At 67.2% G+C, this 17,951-nt stretch carries 18 protein-coding genes; 8 read left to right on the top strand and 10 right to left on the bottom strand.

What is annotated here, in order from left to right; genetic code table 11:
* Window positions 1-281 precede the first annotated feature (281 nt).
* The 5 genes from IED13_RS05180 (at window position 282) to queA (ending at window position 4,395) form a co-directional block, all read left to right on the top strand.
* The gene (locus IED13_RS05180) at window positions 282-917 is read left to right on the top strand and encodes a DUF1062 domain-containing protein (protein ID WP_191123565.1); all 636 of its coding nucleotides are present in this window, start codon (window positions 282-284) and stop codon (window positions 915-917) included.
* A gap of 545 nt (window positions 918-1,462) precedes the next feature.
* Window positions 1,463-2,017 (top strand): peptidylprolyl isomerase, encoded by a 555-nt coding sequence (locus IED13_RS05185; protein WP_038368701.1) that lies wholly within the window; start codon window positions 1,463-1,465, stop codon window positions 2,015-2,017.
* 76 nt (window positions 2,018-2,093) lie between these two features.
* Window positions 2,094-2,738: a hypothetical protein gene (locus tag IED13_RS05190; protein WP_051988449.1), complete on the top strand. Its 645-nt coding sequence runs from the start codon at window positions 2,094-2,096 to the stop codon at window positions 2,736-2,738.
* Window positions 2,738-3,208 (top strand): peptidylprolyl isomerase, encoded by a 471-nt coding sequence (locus IED13_RS05195; RefSeq protein ID WP_038367672.1) that lies wholly within the window; start codon window positions 2,738-2,740, stop codon window positions 3,206-3,208. The genes IED13_RS05190 and IED13_RS05195 overlap by 1 nt, the downstream gene beginning before the upstream one ends.
* A 101-nt stretch (window positions 3,209-3,309) precedes the next feature.
* On the top strand, window positions 3,310-4,395 hold the full coding sequence (gene queA, locus IED13_RS05200) for a tRNA preQ1(34) S-adenosylmethionine ribosyltransferase-isomerase QueA (protein ID WP_191123566.1): 1,086 nt from the start codon (window positions 3,310-3,312) through the stop codon (window positions 4,393-4,395).
* A 112-nt stretch (window positions 4,396-4,507) separates the two neighbouring features.
* On the opposite strand, the gene IED13_RS05205 is transcribed toward queA, so the two are convergent.
* On the bottom strand, window positions 4,508-5,542 hold the full coding sequence (locus IED13_RS05205; protein WP_191123567.1) for a purine-nucleoside phosphorylase: 1,035 nt from the start codon (window positions 5,540-5,542) through the stop codon (window positions 4,508-4,510).
* A gap of 189 nt (window positions 5,543-5,731) precedes the next feature.
* Here IED13_RS05205 and IED13_RS05210 point away from each other — a divergent pair, with 189 nt between their 5' ends.
* The 3 genes from IED13_RS05210 (at window position 5,732) to IED13_RS29325 (ending at window position 8,258) form a co-directional block, all read left to right on the top strand.
* Window positions 5,732-6,394 (top strand): tetratricopeptide repeat protein, encoded by a 663-nt coding sequence (locus IED13_RS05210; RefSeq protein WP_191123568.1) that lies wholly within the window; start codon window positions 5,732-5,734, stop codon window positions 6,392-6,394.
* A gap of 146 nt (window positions 6,395-6,540) precedes the next feature.
* The gene (gene der / locus IED13_RS05215) at window positions 6,541-7,938 is read left to right on the top strand and encodes a ribosome biogenesis GTPase Der (protein ID WP_038368697.1); all 1,398 of its coding nucleotides are present in this window, start codon (window positions 6,541-6,543) and stop codon (window positions 7,936-7,938) included.
* Window positions 7,938-8,258 (top strand): NAD(P)-binding protein, encoded by a 321-nt coding sequence (locus IED13_RS29325; protein ID WP_191123569.1) that lies wholly within the window; start codon window positions 7,938-7,940, stop codon window positions 8,256-8,258. Before der ends, IED13_RS29325 begins: the two co-directional genes overlap by 1 nt.
* On the opposite strand, the gene IED13_RS05225 is transcribed toward IED13_RS29325, so the two are convergent.
* From IED13_RS05225 to IED13_RS05265, 9 genes are all read right to left on the bottom strand, one after another.
* Window positions 8,245-8,928 carry a tetratricopeptide repeat protein gene (locus IED13_RS05225; RefSeq protein WP_191123570.1) on the bottom strand — a complete coding sequence of 228 codons (684 nt, stop codon included), beginning with the start codon at window positions 8,926-8,928 and terminating at the stop codon, window positions 8,245-8,247. The two genes, IED13_RS29325 and IED13_RS05225, sit on opposite strands and share 14 nt — an antisense overlap.
* Before the next feature lie 157 nt (window positions 8,929-9,085).
* Window positions 9,086-9,826, bottom strand: a complete 741-nt coding sequence (locus IED13_RS05230) for an SDR family NAD(P)-dependent oxidoreductase (protein WP_191123571.1) — start codon at window positions 9,824-9,826, stop codon at window positions 9,086-9,088.
* 14 nt (window positions 9,827-9,840) lie between these two features.
* A complete protein-coding gene (gene purF, locus IED13_RS05235; RefSeq protein ID WP_112762120.1) occupies window positions 9,841-11,313 on the bottom strand; it encodes an amidophosphoribosyltransferase in 1,473 nt (490 codons plus the stop codon).
* A 45-nt stretch (window positions 11,314-11,358) separates the two neighbouring features.
* Window positions 11,359-11,976, bottom strand: coding sequence for a CvpA family protein (locus IED13_RS05240; protein ID WP_038367659.1), 618 nt, complete (start codon window positions 11,974-11,976; stop codon window positions 11,359-11,361).
* A 107-nt stretch (window positions 11,977-12,083) separates the two neighbouring features.
* The gene (gene radA, locus IED13_RS05245) at window positions 12,084-13,484 is read right to left on the bottom strand and encodes a DNA repair protein RadA (protein WP_113253102.1); all 1,401 of its coding nucleotides are present in this window, start codon (window positions 13,482-13,484) and stop codon (window positions 12,084-12,086) included.
* On the bottom strand, window positions 13,484-14,611 hold the full coding sequence (alr, locus tag IED13_RS05250; RefSeq protein WP_191123572.1) for an alanine racemase: 1,128 nt from the start codon (window positions 14,609-14,611) through the stop codon (window positions 13,484-13,486). Before alr ends, radA begins: the two co-directional genes overlap by 1 nt.
* Complete coding sequence (locus tag IED13_RS05255) at window positions 14,611-16,098, bottom strand: replicative DNA helicase (RefSeq protein ID WP_038367653.1); 1,488 nt, start codon at window positions 16,096-16,098, stop codon at window positions 14,611-14,613. Before IED13_RS05255 ends, alr begins: the two co-directional genes overlap by 1 nt.
* A 217-nt stretch (window positions 16,099-16,315) precedes the next feature.
* Entirely contained in the window at window positions 16,316-16,879 is a 564-nt protein-coding gene (gene rplI, locus IED13_RS05260; protein ID WP_038367650.1) for a 50S ribosomal protein L9, read from the bottom strand.
* Between the two features lie 31 nt (window positions 16,880-16,910).
* Window positions 16,911-17,858, bottom strand: a complete 948-nt coding sequence (locus IED13_RS05265) for a DUF2232 domain-containing protein (protein ID WP_112762123.1) — start codon at window positions 17,856-17,858, stop codon at window positions 16,911-16,913.
* Window positions 17,859-17,951 lie beyond the last annotated feature (93 nt).

A 17,951-nucleotide genomic window follows, 5' to 3' on the forward strand; every position in this document is an offset into this window, starting at 1 on the left:
GCTATCGCTGGCGTCGAAGAGCTTTGGCGCCTCGAGGTAGACTTTGCCTAAGTAAGTCCGGTCTCAATCCAGTTCACCCGTACAGCCGATGGTGGAACGCCGTCGGCGTATCATTGCGTTCGTCGGGTGGTGGCGAGAGACCGGTTTGGCACTGTTCAAATGCGCCAGCACAGCTCCCGCTGTCTCTGCTCTTCGACCATCACGACACCGCCATACCGCGCCCGGCAAGGGTCTCTCACGCGCCATCTTGGTGAACTTCCGAACTGAAGACCAAGACAACTATGTGCAGAGCACTTCGGGTCCGTTGGACCATCACGCCCAAAACCGCCCCCCGACCTTGGATTGCTTGTAGCGGTTGCGGCGGGCTGAAAGCCTTCCAATCCAGTGGGAAGATCCGGCTCAACGCCAATGGCCGCAAGCTCGACGCCTGGCTCATCTACAAATGCGTGGATTGCGAGAAGACGTGGAATCGTCCGCTCTTCGAGCGACGCAATGTTCGCGACATCGATCCTTCGGTTCTGGAGGCGCTTCAGTCCAACGATCCGCAATGGATCCGGGCAGAAGCGTTCAACCTCGATGCATTGAGGCACAAGTCGCAACGCATCGACGAGTTCCCCGGGTACGACATCTCGAAGGCTGTCATAGGCGAAGCTCCTCGTTGGACGGAGTTGGAGATCGAGTTGGCGGTGCCGCTTCACGTCGGCACGCGCCTCGATCGCCTGCTGGCGTCCGAGCTGGCGGTTTCGCACACACGGCTTCAGGAATTCCACGACCTGGGCAGGCTTCGGATCGATACGCAGCGCAGCGATGCTCTGCGACGTCACATCCGAACCGGGACCGTGGCAATTTTTGATCTGTCGCCGGAGCCCGATCGAGAACGGCTCTGGAGATCCCGCGCGACGGGAGCCGTGCTGTAGTTCTTGGCGCGGGTGCCGGTTTTCGAGCCCCCATGCCTTCCACGGCTTCGCCATGATCGGGAAACGGCTCGAGCGACGGAGGCTGCGGCGTCTGCTGCGAAAAGGGCTCGCGGTTCGAGCCCGCCATTCGCAGTCGCCATATCGATTCAGGCTGGGGCGTCGCTCACGCGGCGCCTCAACGGGAGCCCCAAAAGAAAAAAGGCAAGGCCGCAGCCTTGCCTTGGTGAGTCCGCCTTTTTCCGCAGTATCGGCGTACGTCTATGTGCGTACGACTTGCATACTAGCGGGCGTTCGTTCCTCCCGAGACCTGGTCCGCGGCGCCTTGCCTTAACAAAGCGTGCCCAGCGCAAGAAGGATTAGCCGATTGTGACGGAGTTGTCATCAGTTTAGGCACCTCCAGCCTCAACTTTTTGCAAATTCATTCTCGGCTGCACTTGTGCAGTGCAACAAGGCTGGATTCTCGGCCGCCGCATGCCTTGTTCCGGTCAAAGGATATCGCTACTGACCGAAAGGTCGCCGCCTCATTTGCGGCCATGGAGATCTTCATGCTGCGCAGCTCGCTCGCCGCTTTTGCCCTTCTCGCCTCGCTCGGCTTTGCCCAGGCACAGACTGCCGCGCCGAAGCCCGATCCCGACAACACCGTGGTGCTGACCACCAAGGACGGCCCGGTGACGATCCGCCTGCGGCCCGATCTGGCGCCGAAGCATGTCGCGCAGATCAAGGCGCTGGTGAAGCGCGGCTTCTATGACGGCGTCGTCTTCCACCGCGTCATCGACGGCTTCATGGCCCAGACCGGCGATCCGACCGGCACCGGCACCGGCGGCTCCGACCTGCCGAACATCCCGGCCGAGTTCAGCCAGACGCCCTACAAGGTCGGTTCCGTCGGCATGGCGCGCTCGCAATCGCCGAATTCCGCCAATTCGCAGTTCTTCATCTGCTACGAGGGCTGCGGCTCTCTGACCGGCAGCTACACGCTCTTCGGCGAAGTCGTCTCCGGCATGGATGCCGTGCGCAAGATCAAGAAGGGCGCGCCCGGCAGCGGTCAGGTCACGAACCCGGACAAGATCGTCTCCATGCGGATGCAGGCGGACGCCAAGTAAGCGGACCGAGTAAGCGGGCCAGGTCGGGCGTGAGCGTCTCCGGCGGATGGGGCAGGCTGGTGCAAAGGAGCAGGCCATGCGCCCTCTCGTCTTGACTGCCTTTCTCCTCGGCGCGGCGCTCGCGCCGGCCGCCGCGCAGGAAACGCTCGATCTCGGCCGGCCACCGCCCTCGGGCTCGCAGAATCCGGTTCTGCCGCCGCCTTCCGGCTCGCAGAACCCGATCCTGCCGCCGCAGAGCGGCCAGCGCTACGCTCCGGGCGTCGGTGGGCCGTTCAGCGGCAACGACATCCCCGGCATCGATCAGCGCCGGATCGGCCCGTCTCGCCTCAGGGGCGGCGCGGGCGAGATCGGTCTGATCGGCGACGTCTCGCCCCAGACGCCGAACGAGCCGGACGAGGCTGTCGACAAGCTCACCGACATCGCGCCGGCCCTGCGCCGCTGCTGGCAGCCGCCGCCGCTGCCGGGCGACCTGACCGGCGCGATGGTCTCGCTCCGCTTCAGCCTGCGGCGTGACGGCACGCTGTTCGGCCAGCCGCGCGTGACCTGGGAAACCCGGCGGGGCGATCCCGCGTTCCAGAGACGCTTCAGCGAGTCCGCCGTTGCCGCCGTGCATGCCTGCACGCCGATGAGGTTGTCGAAGGGCCTCGGAGCGAGTATCGCGGGGCGACCCTTCATCATACGCTTCCACGGCCACGTGCCGCTTAACGAAAGGCAGAGCTGATGTCGCTCGATCCAGAAAACACCATCGTCATGGAGACGACCAAGGGCAAGGTGGTCATCAAGCTGCGCCCCGACCTCGCTCCGGGCCATGTCGAGCGCATCAAGACGCTCGCTCGCGAGGGCTTCTATGACGGCATCGTCTTCCACCGCGTCATCGACGGCTTCATGGCGCAGGTCGGCTGCCCCCATGGCACGGGCACCGGCGGCTCGGACTATCCTGACCTGAAGCAGGAATTCAACGCCGAGCCGCATGTCCGCGGCATCTGCTCGATGGCCCGCTCCCAGAACCCGAACTCGGCCAACAGCCAGTTCTTCATCGTCTTCGACGATGCCCGCTTCCTCGACAAGCAGTACACCGTCTGGGGCCAGGTCGTCGAAGGCATGGAGAATGTCGACAAGATCAAGCGCGGCGAGCCCGTGCGCGATCCCGACTCCATCGTCTCGATGAAGGTGATGGCCGACGCGGCCTGATCGCTTCGCTCAACCCGAGCCCTCGTTCCGGGAGATGCGGCGCCAGCCGCGTTCGACGCCCGGAATGAGGGCTCTTTGCGTTTGAAGAGAGATGTAGACCGATGGATGTCGGCCTCTTCGATTTCGATCTGCCCGAGGACCGTATCGCACTGAGGCCGGCAAGCCCGCGCGATGCGGCGCGTCTGCTCGTGGTGCGTCCTGACTCAGCCCGGCCCTTCGCCGATCTCGGCATCCGTGACCTGCCGTCCCTGCTGCAGCCGGGCGACGCGCTCGTTCTCAACGATACCCGCGTGATTCCCTCGCGCCTGCGCGGCCGGCGCTATCGCGGCGAGGATTCGGCACGCGTCGAGATCATGCTGCACAAGCGCGAGAGCGAGGATCGCTGGCGCGCCTTCGCCCGCCCAGCCAAGAAGCTGGCATTGGGTGAGACCGTCATGTTCGACGCGGATGGCGCCAGCAACGCCTGCGAGCTCGGCCGCTTGCAGGCCGAAGTCCTGGAGAAGGGCGAGGGCGGCGAGGTCGAGTTGCGCTTCAGCCTGACCGGCGCCTATCTCGATGAGGCGATCGCGCGGCTCGGCGAATTGCCGCTGCCGCCCTATATCGCCGGCAAGCGGCCCGCCGACCCCGCCGATGCCCGCGATTACCAGACGTCCTACGCCCGTCATGAGGGCGCCGTCGCGGCGCCGACGGCTGGCTTACATTTCACGCCGGAGCTGTTCGCAGGCCTGGAGGCGCGCGGCATCTCCCGCCATTTCGTCACGCTGCATGTCGGCGCCGGCACCTTTCTGCCGGTCAAGGCCGAGGACACCGACGAACACCGCATGCATGCCGAATGGGGCACGGTCTCGGCGGAGACGGCGGCCGCGCTCAACGCGGTGAAGGCGAGGGGCGGGCGCATCGTCGCCGCCGGCACGACCTCGCTGCGCCTCCTCGAAAGCGCGACCGGCGAGGACGGGGCGATCCGGCCCTTCTCCGGCGACACGGCGATCTTCATCACGCCGGGCTATCGCTTCCGCGCGGTCGACGTGCTGATGACCAATTTCCATCTGCCGCGCTCGACGCTGTTCATGCTCGTCTCCGCCTTCTGCGGACTCGACGTGATGAAACGTGCCTATGCCCATGCGATCGCTGAGCAATACCGCTTCTACAGCTATGGCGACGGCAGCCTGCTGTTCAGGGCGGGCTGACCGCAGCCGTCATGCTCGGGCTTGACCCGAGCATCTTTGAAACCGGTGCTTTCTCGTCCTGAGATTCTCGGGTCTGCGCTTCGCTTCGCCCGAGAATGACGCTCCCAGTCTCTTACTTCCCCGGCAGCGGCGGCACGCCCTTCTGCCATTCCGGCCAGTCCGTCACGATGTGATCGACGACGCGCGAGCCCGCCGCCTCGATATTGGCGACGGTTTCGGCGAAGCCGCCGGCGGTCTGGCCCGGCGCCGGGTCGAGATGCTGCAGCGTCGTCTCGTTCGGGTTGCCCTGGTCGAAATTGACCGCGCCGCGCAGGCTCAGGACACGGTCGGTGCCGAATTGGCGCTTGATCACCAGCGTGATCGCCGCCGCCTCCATCTCGGTGATGACATAATCGTCGGCGCCGTAGAGCTTGGCGATGTACTGGGCCTCCTTCGACAGGCCGGGGCCGTGGAAGAAGGTGTCGCCGGTCATATGCGTGCCGGTCGTCACGGCCGGCGCAGCCTGCGCGCGCTTCTCCGGATAGCGCATGCGGTATTGCCGCGCCGCATCGGAATCCTGCAGGTTGGTGCCCTGGCTCAGCTTGACGGCCCAGCCGACCAGCGCCGGGTTGAGCTGGAAGAGGCGGTAGCTCTCATAGCCCTTGCGCGGCATGAAGACCGGCTCGCCCGGCTTGCCTTCCTCCGGCGCCCAGCGATGGCCGAGATCGTAATCGACGAGCCAGCTCGCCCAGGAGACGTCGCCGATGGTGCCGCGCGAAGGCGGCGTGCCGGCGACGCCGCTCAGGATGAAATAGGCCTGCGAGAAGTCATAGGCCGGGTCGAGCAGGATCGCCTGCATCGAGGAGGAGGAGTTGACTTTGCCCATGCCGAGCACGGCCCCGCAGACGCCGTCATCGTTGCAATAGACCGGCTTCAGCGCGCCTTTGACGGCATGGGGCGGGCTTTTCACCCAGTAGCGCTCGTACCAGTGCTGGAATTCGCCGGCGCGATCGCCCGTATTCTCGCCGATCTCGAACATCGCCGCGACGAAGACCTTGACCTTGATCGGCTCCGAGGCGGCTCTCGCCGGCAAGGTGATGGTGCCAAGGGCAAGGGTGGCAAGGGCGAGGGCAGCGATGCCGCAACGCGAGATGATGTTCTGAGCCATGTCGGCCTCCGCAGCGGCGATCTGCCCGCTTTCCAGCGAGTCACAGCAAGCCTCGTGCCGTGTTCTGCCATGGCGGCCGCCGGGCCGTCCACGTCGATGCTGCAATCTGCGACGCCACGGTCGTTGAACCGGCTCGCATTCCGGCCGTGAAAATGCTACCGGGCTCCCAACAGGGATTTTGACAGTCAAATGGCCGATATTTTTCGCGAGATCGATGAGGAAGTCCGCCGGGACAAGGCGGCGCAGTTCTGGAAGAAGTACGGCTGGGCCGCTGTGGCGCTGGCCGTGCTTGCCGTGATCGGCATGGCCGGCTGGCAGTTCTGGCAGCACCAGCAGAATCAGGCGGCGGCGGCCGTCGGCGCTCGCTTCGAGGCGGCGCTGAAATCCTCGCGCGACGGCGATAGCACCCAGGCTGAGTCGATCCTGAAGGAGCTCGCCGCGGGTGCACCGGCCGGCTATCGCGAGATCGCCCGCTTCCGTCTCGCCGCCGAGACGGCCAAGAACGATCCCGCCGCCGGCGCCACCGCCTTCGACGCGCTCGCCAATAACGGCTCGCTCGACCAGAGCTATCGCGACCTGGCCCGGCTGCGCGCCGGCATCCTGCGCGTCGATCTCGTTCCCTATGCCGAGATCAAGCAGGCGCTGGAGCCGCTGGCGACGCCGCAGGGCATCTGGCGCCATTCCGCGCGCGAATTCCTCGGCGTCTCGGCCCTGAAGAACAACCTCTTCGAGGATGCCGGGCGCTGGTTCGACGCCATCGTCACTGATCCGGCGACACCGCAGGCCGAGCGTCAGCGGGCCGACCTCTACCTCGCGCTGGTCCGTGGCGGGCCGGTGACGGTGCAGAACTAGAAAAAACCCTTATCATCGCGCGCGTCATCCCGGCGACCGCAGGGAGACCCGGGATCCATGCCTGAGCGTTTCCAGCTAAGGTTCAGGCAATGGATCTCGGCTCTGCGCTTTGCGTGGCTGGGATGACGACGGAAGATGTGAAGCGAATGACAGCCATCGTTGCCCTCATCGGGCGCCCCAATGTCGGCAAGTCGACCCTGTTCAACCGGCTCGTCGGCAAGAAGCTCGCGCTGGTCGATGACCGCCCGGGCGTGACGCGCGACCGCCGCGAGGGCGACGCCTCGCTCGGCCATCTGCGCTTCAAGGTCATCGACACCGCCGGTCTGGAAGAGGCCGACAAGGATTCACTTTTGGGCCGCATGCGCGCCCAGACCGAGACGGCGATCGCCCAGGCCGATGTCGTCGTCTTCATGATCGACGCCCGGCTGGGCCTGACGCCGATGGACCAGCCCTTCGCCGAATTGGTGCGCCGCTCCGGCAAGCCGGTGATCCTGCTGGCCAACAAGGCCGAGGGCAAAAAGGGCGCGGACGGCATCATCGACGCCTATTCGCTCGGCCTCGGCGATCCCGTGCCGTTCTCGGCCGAGCATGGCGAGGGCACTTCGGATCTGCTGGAAGCGCTCGCCCCTTTCATCGACGACGAGCCCGATGAGGATGGGGAGGAGAGCGAGGCCGCCTGGGAGAACGTCGCAGGAGAGGGGACCGAAGAGGATATCGATCCGGACCGGCCGCTGCGCGTCACCATCATCGGCCGGCCCAACGCCGGCAAGTCGACGCTGGTCAACCGCATGATCGGCGAGGAGCGGCTGCTCACCGGCCCTGAGGCCGGCATCACCCGCGACACCATCTCGGTCGACTGGGAATGGCGCGGCCGCAAGGTCAAGCTCTTCGACACGGCCGGCATGCGCAAGCGCGCCCGCATCGAGGAGAAGCTGGAGAAGCTCTCAGTAGCGGATTCGCTGCGCGCCATCCGCTTCGCCGAGGTCGTGGTCGTACTGCTCGATGCGACCATTCCTTTCGAGAAGCAGGACCTGACGCTGGTCGACCTGACCGAGCGCGAGGGCAGGGCCGTCGTCATCGGCCTCAACAAATGGGACCTCGTCGCCGACAAGCAGGGCCTGCTCGCCGAGCTCAAGGAGAAGGCCAACCATCTGCTGGCGCAGGTGCGCGGCGTGCCGATCATCCCGCTCTCGGGCCTCGCCGGCGAGGGCATCGACCGGCTGATGCAGGGTGTGTTCTCGGCCTATGAGGTGTGGAACCGCCGCGTCTCGACCGCGCGCATCAACCGCTGGCTCGAAGGCGTTCTCTCGGCCCATCCGCCACCGGCGGTGGCCGGGCGCCGCATCAAGATCCGCTACATGACGCAGGCCAAGGCCCGACCGCCGACCTTCGCTCTGTTCGGCAACCAGCTCGACCACCTGCCGGTGTCCTACACCCGCTACCTCGTCAACAATCTGCGCGAGGCCTTCGAGCTGCCGGGCACGCCGATCCGGCTGCATACGCGCGGCGGCCACAATCCTTACGACAAGGAACGCAAGGGCTGATGCGTATCGCGGTCGTGGGCGCCGGCATCGCCGGTCTTTCGACCGCCTGGTCGTTGAACCGGCGCGGGCATGCGGTACGCTGTTCGAGCAGGCACCGCAGATCCCCAACCCCTACGCCGCGTCCGGCGACCAGCACCGCGTCCGCCCACACCTTCACCGCCGACAAGAGGTTCCTCTCGCGGCAGATCGGCCGGGCCACGGTCGTCTCGGCCTGTTCGGGCCACGGCTACAAATTCGGCGCGGCCGTGGGCCGGCGGGTCGCTGCGGCGGTCGAGAGCGACGATCAGGCCGGGCTGCTGCGCTGGCTCAGGGCCGAGTGACGCCGGCCGGTCTGCCCGTGTCGCGCGCCGACAGTTCCTTGGCCTTCGCCTCGTCTGCCCGAGCCCCGTCCTCGTCTTTTGCCGCATGCCGGGCCGCGGCGCGGAACCGGTAATTCGCGTCCGATTCGGGCGCGAGGCGGATCGCCTCGCTGAAGTCGGCGATGGCACGGGCCGTATCACCCCTGTTGAAATAGGTCAGGCCGCGGACGGTGCGCGCCTTTTCCAATCCCGGGGCGAGGGCGACAGCGCGATCGAGATCGGCGAGCGCCTTGTCGGATTCACCGAGCGAGGCCTGGATCGAGGCGCGCGTTACGAGGAACTCTGCTTGCGCAGGGTCGAGACGGATGGCGGTGTCGAGATCGCTCAAGGCCCGCGGAAGATCCCGCATGTAGAATAGATGGGCCTTTCCGCGCTTCCAGAAGGCGACCGCGAGCGTCGGCGCAAGCGCGATGGCGCGGTCGTAATCGGCGAGCGCTCGCGCGTAGATTGCGCCCGTCCCCGGCGCCAGCAGGTCCGCGCGATCGAGCAGGGCCGCGGCAAGCGCGTCACCTGCGAGACCGCCCTTGTCGATCAAGGCATTGCAGGCCGCCAGAGCCCGGTCATGGCGGGCGATGCTCTCCAGCGGATCGAGGGCCGCTTCCGTGAGGCCGGAGCGACAGGTTTGGCGCAAGTCCGAAATGGCCGGGCGAGGAGATGCCGCCCCGTCATCGGCAAGAGCATGTCCGGTGGTCAGGACCATAGCCGCGCCGAGGGCCGGGAGGGAAAGCGGACGCCAGACGAAACCTGCGAGCATTCTGCCTCCGATGGTCGGGAGCGGCGAGACGCTCTCAGGCCGGCATCTGCGGCGCCAGCACCCTGCCTTGCGGGAAGTCGAAGATCTTGCCGCTGTCGGCCCAGTCCGGCGAGGCCAGCGTGACGAGATGCGGCGCGAGGTCCCCCGGCGTCTTCAGCGTCGCCGGGTCTTCGCCCGGCATCGCCTCGGCACGCATCTTGGTGCGCAGCGGGCCGGGATTGACCAGCATGACCTTGACCGGGGTCGTCGCCGTCTCGGCCGCATAGGTGCGCCCCAGAGCCTCCACAGCCGCCTTGGAGATCGAGTACGGCCCCCAATAGGCCAGGCATTTATGCGCCGCGCCCGAGGAGAGCAGGATGACGCGTCCAGCGTCGGAAGCGCGCAGCGCCGGATCGAGCGACTTGATCAATCGCCAGTTGGCCGTGACGTTGATGTCGAGCACCTTGGCCCAGTCCTTCTCGGTCACGTGGCCGAGCGGGGAGAGGGAACCGAGGACGCCGGCATTGGCGAGCAGGATGTCGAGCTTGCCCCAGCGCTCCAGCAGGGCAGGACCGAGCTTCTCGAGCCCGCCCGCATCGGCGAGGTCGAGCGGCACCAGCGTGGCGCTGCCGCCGAGCGCGTTGATCTCGTCGTCCAGTTCCTCGAGCGCGCCTGTGGTGCGGGCGAGCGCCACGACATGGGCGCCGGCTGCGGCGAAGGCGAGCGCCGCCGCACGACCAATGCCGCGCGAGGCGCCGGTGACGAGCGCGATACGCCCCTGCAAAGGCTTGGACATCAGACGCCGCCGGTTCAGCCGGCTTCGGCCAGCAGGGAGATCTGCTGCTTGGCGCTCTCGCCGATCACGTCGGTCAGCGAGGTCGGGTAGTCGCCGGTGAAGCAGTGGTCGGTGAATTGCGGCCTCAGCGGATCGCGCCGCTCATGACCCATGGCGCGATAAAGCCCATCCACCGAGATGAAGGCGAGCGAGTCGGCGCCGACGAACTGCCGCATCTCCTCGAGGGAATGCGTCGCGGCGAGCAGCTTCTCGCGGTCGGGCGTGTCGATGCCGTAATAGTCGGGATGGGTGATCGGCGGCGAGGAGATGCGGAAATGCACCTCGCGGGCGCCGGCCTCGCGCATCATCTTGACGATCTTGAAGGAGGTCGTGCCGCGCACGATCGAATCGTCGACCAGCACGATGCTCTTGCCTTCGACCACCGAGCGGTTGGCCGAGTGCTTCAGCTTGACGCCGAGCTCGCGGACCTTCTGCGTCGGCTCGATGAAGGTGCGCCCGACATAGTGGTTGCGGATGATGCCGAGCTCGAAGGGGATGCCGCTGGCCTGGGCATAGCCCAGCGCCGCCGGTACGCCCGAATCCGGCACCGGCACGACCACATCGGCGTTGGCGGGGGATTCCTGCGCCAGCACGGCGCCCATCGCCTTGCGGCGCTCATAGATGCTGCGGCCCTTCACGATGGAATCGGGCCGGGCGAAGTAGATGTATTCGAAGATGCAGGGCCGTTCCGCGATCGGCGGGAAGGGCTTGTGGCTTTCGATGCCGCTCTCGGAGACGATGAGCACCTCGCCGTTCTCGACCTCGCGGATGAACTTGGCGCCGATGATGTCGAGCGCGCAGGTCTCGGAGGTCAGGATCGGACAGCCGTCGAGCTCGCCCAGCACCAGCGGGCGGATGCCAAGCGGATCGCGCGCACCGATCAGCTTCTTGTTGGTCATGCCGACGAAGGCATAGGCGCCCTCGATCTGGCGGATGCCCTCGACGAAACGGTCGACGAAATTCTGCTTGCGGCTGCGCGCCACCAGATGCAGCAGCACCTCGGTATCGGAGGTCGACTGGTAGATCGCGCCGTCGCGCACGAGGTTGCGGCGCAGCGTCAGCCCGTTGGTGAGGTTGCCGTTATGCGCCAGGGCGAACCCGCCGCCATGCAGCTCGGCGAAGAGAGGCTGGACGTTGCGCAGGATGGTCTCGCCCGTCGTCGAATAGCGGACATGGCCGATCGCCTGCTTGCCCTTGAGCTTGTCGATGACGCTCGCTTCCGAGAAGGCATCGCCGACGAGGCCGAGCCGCCGTTCCGAGTGGAAGCGGGTGCCGTCGAAAGAGACGATGCCCGCCGCCTCCTGCCCGCGATGCTGGAGCGCATGCAGGCCCAGCGCCGTCAGCGCCGCGGCATCGGCATGGCCGTAGATCCCGAAGACGCCGCATTCCTCCCGCAGCCGGTCGGCGTTGGGATCGAAGGCGGTCTCCGTCTCGGTCGGCGAGATCATGGCGAGCTCCACACGGGGTTTAGAGGCGAACTTTCTACGCGCTAATTAGGGACGGGTTGGGGCAGGCGCAACGGGCGCCGGCGTGCCCGGAGCGCGGGGCTCCTCTGCGGGCGCTTCGGGCGCGGCCTCGGTGCCGGGCTTCTTCAGCAGGTTCTTGATGAAGTCGGCATTCACGTCCTGCGGCAGCATCGCGATCAGCGAGCGTCCGGTTTCCTCCAGCATCGGCTTGGCCTTGGCCTCCTTGGCCCAGACCGGCATCTTCTCGTTGCCGACCAGCGCCGCGAAGAAGACGTAGCCGATCACCGCCAGCAGCAGCCCGCGCGCCGCGCCGAAGACGAAGCCCAAGGTGCGGTCGAGCGCGCCGATGCGCGAGTCGAGCACGAAGTCGGAGATGCGCGCCGTCAGCAGCGAGACGACGATCAGCGTGCCGAGGAACAACAGCGCGATCGAGGCGACCAGCGCGATCGTGCCCTGCGCCGAGCTTGCCGGAATGTATTGCTGGATGAAGGGCACGAGCTGCGGATGGAACACCCAGGCGACGGCCGCCGCGGCGATCCATGAGACGATGGCGAGCACTTCGCGGGTAAAGCCGCGGACCGCGGCCAGCAAAGCCGAGATCAGAACCACGCCGATGACGACGAGATCGAGAATGGTGACAGGCATTGGGAAGGCCGCTTTGCTGATGACTCACGACGGCCGGCCCGCCGACGGACCACCGTTTCGGTTTTGCTATACGCGTTCCTCGCCCCTGCGTCACCCTGCCGGCGATGTCATTTCACACTCTTGCGTGGCGCGCGGGCGGCGATATCGGCAACGAGTTCCGTCACATGGCCGAAACGGCGCAGCGACAGGCCATTGCCGTCGCCATGGTCGGCACCGCCCGCCGGCATGAGCGCCGCCTCGAATCCGAGCTTCGCCGCCTCCCTGAGTCGCGCCGCCGCGACCGAGACCGGCCTGACCGCGCCCGACAGCGCGATCTCGCCGAAATAGACCGCCTCCTGCGGCAGGATCGCGCCCGTCAGCGAGGAGACCAGCGCCGCCGCCACCGCGACATCCGCCGCCGGCTCGTTGACGCGCAAGCCACCCGCGACATTCAGATAGACGTCGTGCTGGCCGAGTCTGAGGCCGCCGTGGGTTTCGAGCACCGCGAGCACCATGGCGAGCCGGCTGTTCTCCCAGCCCACCACGGCGCGCCGCGGCGTGCCCAGCGCGGTCGGCGCCACCAGCGCCTGGATCTCGACCAGCACCGGCCGCGTGCCCTCGATGCCGGCGAAGACGGCCGCGCCCGGCGCCGGCTGGTCTCTGCCCGCGAGGAACAGGGCGGAGGGGTTGGTGACCTCCGACAGCCCCTTGCCGGTCATCTCGAAGACGCCGATCTCGTCGGTGGCACCGAAGCGGTTCTTCTGGCCGCGCAGGATCCGGAACGAGTGCGCACCTTCTCCTTCGAATGAGAGAACGGCGTCGACCATGTGCTCGACCACGCGCGGGCCGGCGATCTGCCCGTCCTTGGTGACATGGCCGACCAGGATCAGGCAGACGCCGCTGGTCTTGGCGTAGCGGATCAGCGCCTGGGCCGAGCCGCGCACCTGCGTCACCGTGCCGGGCGCGCTTTCGACCTCGCCGGACCACATGGTCTGGATCGAATCGATCACGACGAGGGCAGGGCGCTCACCCTGGCCGAGCGTCGCGATGATATCCTCGACATTGGTTTCCGCCGCCAGATCGACCGGCGCCTCGGCCAGCCCCATGCGCTCGGCACGCAACCTGACCTGCCCGGTCGATTCCTCGCCCGAGACATAGACGACGCGCCGCCCGCCCAGCGCCAGCGCGGCGCAGGCCTGCATCAGGAGCGTCGACTTGCCGATGCCGGGGTCGCCGCCGATCAGCAGCACCGAGCCTGGCACGAAGCCCCCGCCCGTGACGCGATCCAGTTCGCCTATGCCTGAGACGATGCGCGGCGCGTCCTGCGTCTCGCCCTTGAGCGTCTCCAGCGCGAAGACGCGGCCCCGCGCCCTCCCGCCGGACGAGGGGCGCCCGCCGCCCGGAACCGGCGCCGCTTGCGCTTCCTCGACGAGCGAGGACCATGTCCCGCAGGCGTCGCACTTGCCCTGCCAGCGGTGATAGACGGCCCCGCAGGCCTGACAATGATAGGTCGGGCCGCGCTTGGCCATCAGCCGCCCAAATACCGCCGCTCATAGCGACGGCCGAGGCTGGTCAGGATCTCGTAGCCGATCGTCTTGGCACCGGCGCCGACGGACTCCAGATCGAGTGGCCCGCCGATCAGCGTGACGCTCGCGCCGCGCTGGGCGGCGCCCGCGGGCGCATCGGTCACGTCGATGATGATCAGGTCCATCGAGACCGAGCCGACGAAGGGGCAGGCCACGCCGGCGACGAGGGCCGAGCCGCCGGTGATCGTGTCGGTCCAGCTCCCGTTGCGCGGATAGCCGTCGGCATAGCCGAGGCAGATCGTGGCCAGCTTGCGCTTGCCCTTGGCGGTCCAGCGGCCGTTATAGCCGACCTGGGTCCCATCCTCGACCTCGCGGGTCTGGATGATCGTTGCTTCGAGCCCGATGACGGGCTGCATCGGATTCGGCCGGCCCGGCGTCGGATTGCCGCCATAGAGCGCGTAGCCCGGCCGGGTGAGCTGGTAGGACGGGCAGTCCTTCAGGAAATGTCCGGACGAGTTGAGGAGCGAGGCCGGCAGCTCCGGGAAGACGGCGGCGATCTCGGCGAAGGCGGCGATCTGGCGGGCATTGGCCGGGTCGGCCTCGTCCTCGGAAGAGGCGAAATGGCTCATCAGCAGGCCGATATCGGCCGCGGCGAGGGTGCCCGATTTCTCGCGGGCGAGGTTCAGCCCTTCGCCGGGCCAGAGCCCGAGCCGGTTCATCGCCGTGTCGACATGCAGCGCCGCCGGCCGGACTTTCGCGCCGGTCTGCCGGAACGAGGCCCATTCCAGCAATTCCTCATGCGAGCCGAGCACGGGCGACAATTCATGCTCGGCATAGATCCCGCCGCTTCCGGGCAGCAGCCCGTTCAGGATGTAGACCGTCGCCCCGGGTGCCACCTTGCGGGCGCGGATGCCTTCGGAGAGATGGGCGACGAAGAAATTGCGGCAGCCCGCCCGGCTCAGAGCCGTCACGGCCGGCTCGATGCCGATGCCGTAGGCGTCCGCCTTGACGACGGCGCCCGCCTCCGTGCCGGCGCGCTTGCCGAGAAGCCGCCAGTTCGAAACCAGCGCATCGAGGTCGATGGTCAGCGTCGCGCCATAGGCGCCGGATTCAGGCGATTCGACAGACATCATTCACGGTCCGGGAGGCGAAGGTCGTCGGCGCGGTCGGAGAAGCGCGTCACATCGGCGTCGAACTGGAGGGCGATCGTCCCGGTCGGGCCATGGCGCTGCTTGCCGATGATCAGCTCGGCGACGCCATGCGCCGCCTCCATCTCGATCTGCCATTTGTTGTGTTCTTCGGTGCCGGGGCGCGGCTCCTTGCCCTTGAGGTAGTATTCGTCGCGATAGACGAACATGACCACGTCGGCGTCCTGCTCGATCGAGCCGGATTCGCGCAGGTCCGAGAGCTGCGGGCGCTTGTCGTCGCGGCTCTCGACCTGGCGCGAGAGCTGGGACAGCGCGATGATCGGAACCGAGAGCTCCTTCGCCAGCGCCTTCAGGCTGGTCGTGATCTCGGTCAGCTCCTGCACGCGGTTCTGGCTGTTCTTGGAGGAGCCTGACAGAAGCTGGAGGTAGTCGATGAACAGGACATCGAGCCCCTTCTGCCGCTTGAGTCGCCGGGCGCGAGCGACGAGCTGCGCGATCGAGATGCCGCCGGTCTGGTCGATATAGAGCGGGATTCGCTCGATCTGCGCGGCGACATCGGTCAGCCGGGCGAAATCGGCCTCGGTGATGCGGCCCTGCCTGATCTTGTAGGAGGAAATGCCGGACTGCTCGGCGACGATACGGGTCGCGAGCTGGTCGGACGACATTTCGAGCGAAAAGAAGGCCACGACGCCGCCATCGACCGTCTTGATCGTCCCGTCCGCCTGCCGCTCGCCGCGCCAGGCCTTGGCGATGTTGAAGGCGATGTTGGTCGCCAGCGAGGTCTTGCCCATGGCCGGGCGGCCGGCGAGCACGATCAGGTCGGAGGGCTGCAGGCCGCCCATGCGCTGGTCGAGATCGCGCAGGCCCGACGAGATGCCCGACAGGCCGCCGGCGCGCTGATAGGCGCTCGCCGCCATGTCGATGGCGAGACGCAGCGCCCCGTCGAATTTCTGGAAGCCGCCCTCGTAGCGGCCCTTTTCGGCGAGTTCGTAGAGCTTGCGCTCGGCTTCCTCGATCTGCTCGCGCGGCGCCATCTCGACGGGGGCGTCATAGGCGACGTTGACGAGGTCTTCGCCGACGCCGATGAGCAGGCGGCGCACGGCGAGTTCGTAGATCGTACGGCCGTAATCGCCGGCGTTGATGACGGTCGTCGCCTCGGCGGCCAGTCGGGCGAGATACTGGCTCGGCGTGATGTCGCCGAGATCGAGGTCGTTGACGAAGGTCTTGAGCGTGATCGGCGTCGCAAGCTTGCCGGAGCGAATCAGGCTGGAGCTCAGCTCGAAGACGCGCTGATGGATAGGCTCGAAGAAATGGTCCGGCAGCAGGAAGTCGGAGACGCGGTAGAAGGCGTCGTTATTGACCAGGATCGCGCCCAGCAGCGCCTGCTCGGCCTCGATGTTGTGAGGCTGGACGCGGTATTCCGCCTCGCGGTTGTCGAGGCGTGCGACGAGGGCTGTAGCGGTGGCCATGGCCGTCCCGATAAATCGATGCTGATTGATACTTCAAGCCGACATTCGGCCGCTGGATACGAAACGCGCGGCGGCTGATTCGGAAGACTCTTAGATTACCACCCCGCCATCTCCTGCCAGCAGCGTGATGCGTGATCCACTCCTTTGCACAGGCCACGGAACGAAAAAGGCGCCGTGTTGCCACGGCGCCCTTGACTCGTCGTCCGAGCGGTTCGGCTCAGCGATCGTCGTCGCCGGCCTCGGCCAGCGCCGCGCCGACCTCGAGGCCGAGATCGTCGAGGTCGAACTCCTCGCGGGCGGTGACGTCCTCGCCGGCGGCCTGGCGATGAGCCTCTTCGGCCGAGCGGGCGACGTTGACGGTGACCGTGACGGCGACTTCCGGATGCAGCACGACCGGGACGGTGTGCAGGCCGAGCGTCTTGATCGGGGTGTTCAGCGTCACCTGGCTGCGGGCGACGTTGAAGCCGTCCTTGGTCAGGGCCTCGGCGATGTCGCGGGTCGAGACCGAGCCGTAGAGCACGCCGGACTCGCCGGACTGGCGCAGGATGGTGACGCTCTGGCCGTTCAGGCGGGCGGCGACGGCATCGGCTTCCGACTTCAGCTCGAGGTTGCGGGTCTCGAGCTCGAGCTTCTGGCTCTCGAAGCGCTTCTTGTTGTCCTCGGTGGCGCGCAGCGCCTTGCCGCGGGCGAGCAGGTAGTTGCGGCCGAAGCCGTCGCGGACGCGCACGACATCGCCCATCTGGCCGAGCTTGGCGACGCGTTCGAGCAGGATCACTTCCATTTGTCTTCTCCTTACAGGTCTGGTCTGGTTTTCAGGATTGGGTAGGCGGAGGCGGCGACGCTGAACGCTTGCGCAGGCCGAACAGCGTGTCGGCGAGCCCGATGAGCGCGAGCAGCGGCGTTAGCAGGGCCTGCATCACGACGAGCGCGACATAGACCGAGATCAGCATCGGCGCCCGCCAGGGGCGGCCGCGCGAGATGTCGTGGAGCAGGCTCAAGCCGCAGAACATGAAGGCGGCGAGCAGGGCGCCCGTGAGGGCCATCGCCGCGACGCCGACGAAACTGCCGAGCGTGGCGAGGAAGGCAGAGGCGAGCAGGAGCAGCAGCGCGGGGCGCGGCAGCGTCGTGGCCGGAATGAAGGGCCAGGGCCGCGGTAGCCGGCCGGAGACCTTCACCGCGCGGGCGGCGAGCCAGAGATTGGCCGTGATCGTGGTGACGAAGGAAGCGCCGATGCCGAGCGGCACGGCGGGCGCGAGGCTCTGCGCCAGCTCGCCGACCTCGATGCCGGCGGGCAGGGCGATCAGACGGCCGCGTACCATCTCGTTCAGCAGGTTCTCGATCATCCGCGCGATCACCGAGCGATAGGTCTCGTAGTCGGTGGTCATCACCAGCGCGCTGCCGACGGTCGCGAGCGCGGCGGTGGCGGCGATCCAGACCATGAGATTGCCGAGCGGGTACCATTCCGTCGTGCCCTGCGCATCGCCGCGTGCGAGCAAGGCGAGATAGCCGATCCACCAGGCCGGCAGGCCGATGATCAGGGCGAAGGCGACGCCGCCCGTCGGCGCCAGCGCCACCGCGACGGCGAGCGCGCCCGCGGCCGTGGCGAACAGCCCGGAGCGGTGGTTCCAGCCCAGCGAGGCGATGAAGATCGGGAGAGGAGCGGCCGAGTACAGCAGTGCAGACAGCGGCGATCCGGTGATCACCACTGAGAAGAGCAGGGCCGCAACGAGGCCCGCGCCGATGCCGACAATCGGAATCATGGTCCGTCCTGCTGTCCCGCTGCTCGCTGGCCGTTCTGGCCCGGCAGGGTGAGAGGCTTCTCGCCTCAACGAACCCGGGGGAGTCTCACCGCC

This window comes from Allobosea spartocytisi (assembly GCF_014764685.1).
Taxonomy (GTDB): domain Bacteria; phylum Pseudomonadota; class Alphaproteobacteria; order Rhizobiales; family Beijerinckiaceae; genus Allobosea; species Allobosea spartocytisi.

Coding starts and splice junctions, on each gene's coding strand:
- IED13_RS05180 (WP_191123565.1), top strand. CDS start 282: ATGTGCAGAGCACTTCGGGTCCGTTGGACCATCACGCCCAAAACCGCC.
- IED13_RS05185 (WP_038368701.1), top strand. CDS start 1,463: ATGCTGCGCAGCTCGCTCGCCGCTTTTGCCCTTCTCGCCTCGCTCGGC.
- IED13_RS05190 (WP_051988449.1), top strand. CDS start 2,094: ATGCGCCCTCTCGTCTTGACTGCCTTTCTCCTCGGCGCGGCGCTCGCG.
- IED13_RS05195 (WP_038367672.1), top strand. CDS start 2,738: ATGTCGCTCGATCCAGAAAACACCATCGTCATGGAGACGACCAAGGGC.
- queA (WP_191123566.1), top strand. CDS start 3,310: ATGGATGTCGGCCTCTTCGATTTCGATCTGCCCGAGGACCGTATCGCA.
- IED13_RS05205 (WP_191123567.1), bottom strand. CDS start 5,542: ATGGCTCAGAACATCATCTCGCGTTGCGGCATCGCTGCCCTCGCCCTT.
- IED13_RS05210 (WP_191123568.1), top strand. CDS start 5,732: ATGGCCGATATTTTTCGCGAGATCGATGAGGAAGTCCGCCGGGACAAG.
- der (WP_038368697.1), top strand. CDS start 6,541: ATGACAGCCATCGTTGCCCTCATCGGGCGCCCCAATGTCGGCAAGTCG.
- IED13_RS29325 (WP_191123569.1), top strand. CDS start 7,938: ATGCGTATCGCGGTCGTGGGCGCCGGCATCGCCGGTCTTTCGACCGCC.
- IED13_RS05230 (WP_191123571.1), bottom strand. CDS start 9,826: ATGTCCAAGCCTTTGCAGGGGCGTATCGCGCTCGTCACCGGCGCCTCG.
- purF (WP_112762120.1), bottom strand. CDS start 11,313: ATGATCTCGCCGACCGAGACGGAGACCGCCTTCGATCCCAACGCCGAC.
- IED13_RS05240 (WP_038367659.1), bottom strand. CDS start 11,976: ATGCCTGTCACCATTCTCGATCTCGTCGTCATCGGCGTGGTTCTGATC.
- radA (WP_113253102.1), bottom strand. CDS start 13,484: ATGGCCAAGCGCGGCCCGACCTATCATTGTCAGGCCTGCGGGGCCGTC.
- alr (WP_191123572.1), bottom strand. CDS start 14,611: ATGTCTGTCGAATCGCCTGAATCCGGCGCCTATGGCGCGACGCTGACC.
- IED13_RS05255 (WP_038367653.1), bottom strand. CDS start 16,098: ATGGCCACCGCTACAGCCCTCGTCGCACGCCTCGACAACCGCGAGGCG.
- rplI (WP_038367650.1), bottom strand. CDS start 16,879: ATGGAAGTGATCCTGCTCGAACGCGTCGCCAAGCTCGGCCAGATGGGC.
- IED13_RS05265 (WP_112762123.1), bottom strand. CDS start 17,858: ATGATTCCGATTGTCGGCATCGGCGCGGGCCTCGTTGCGGCCCTGCTC.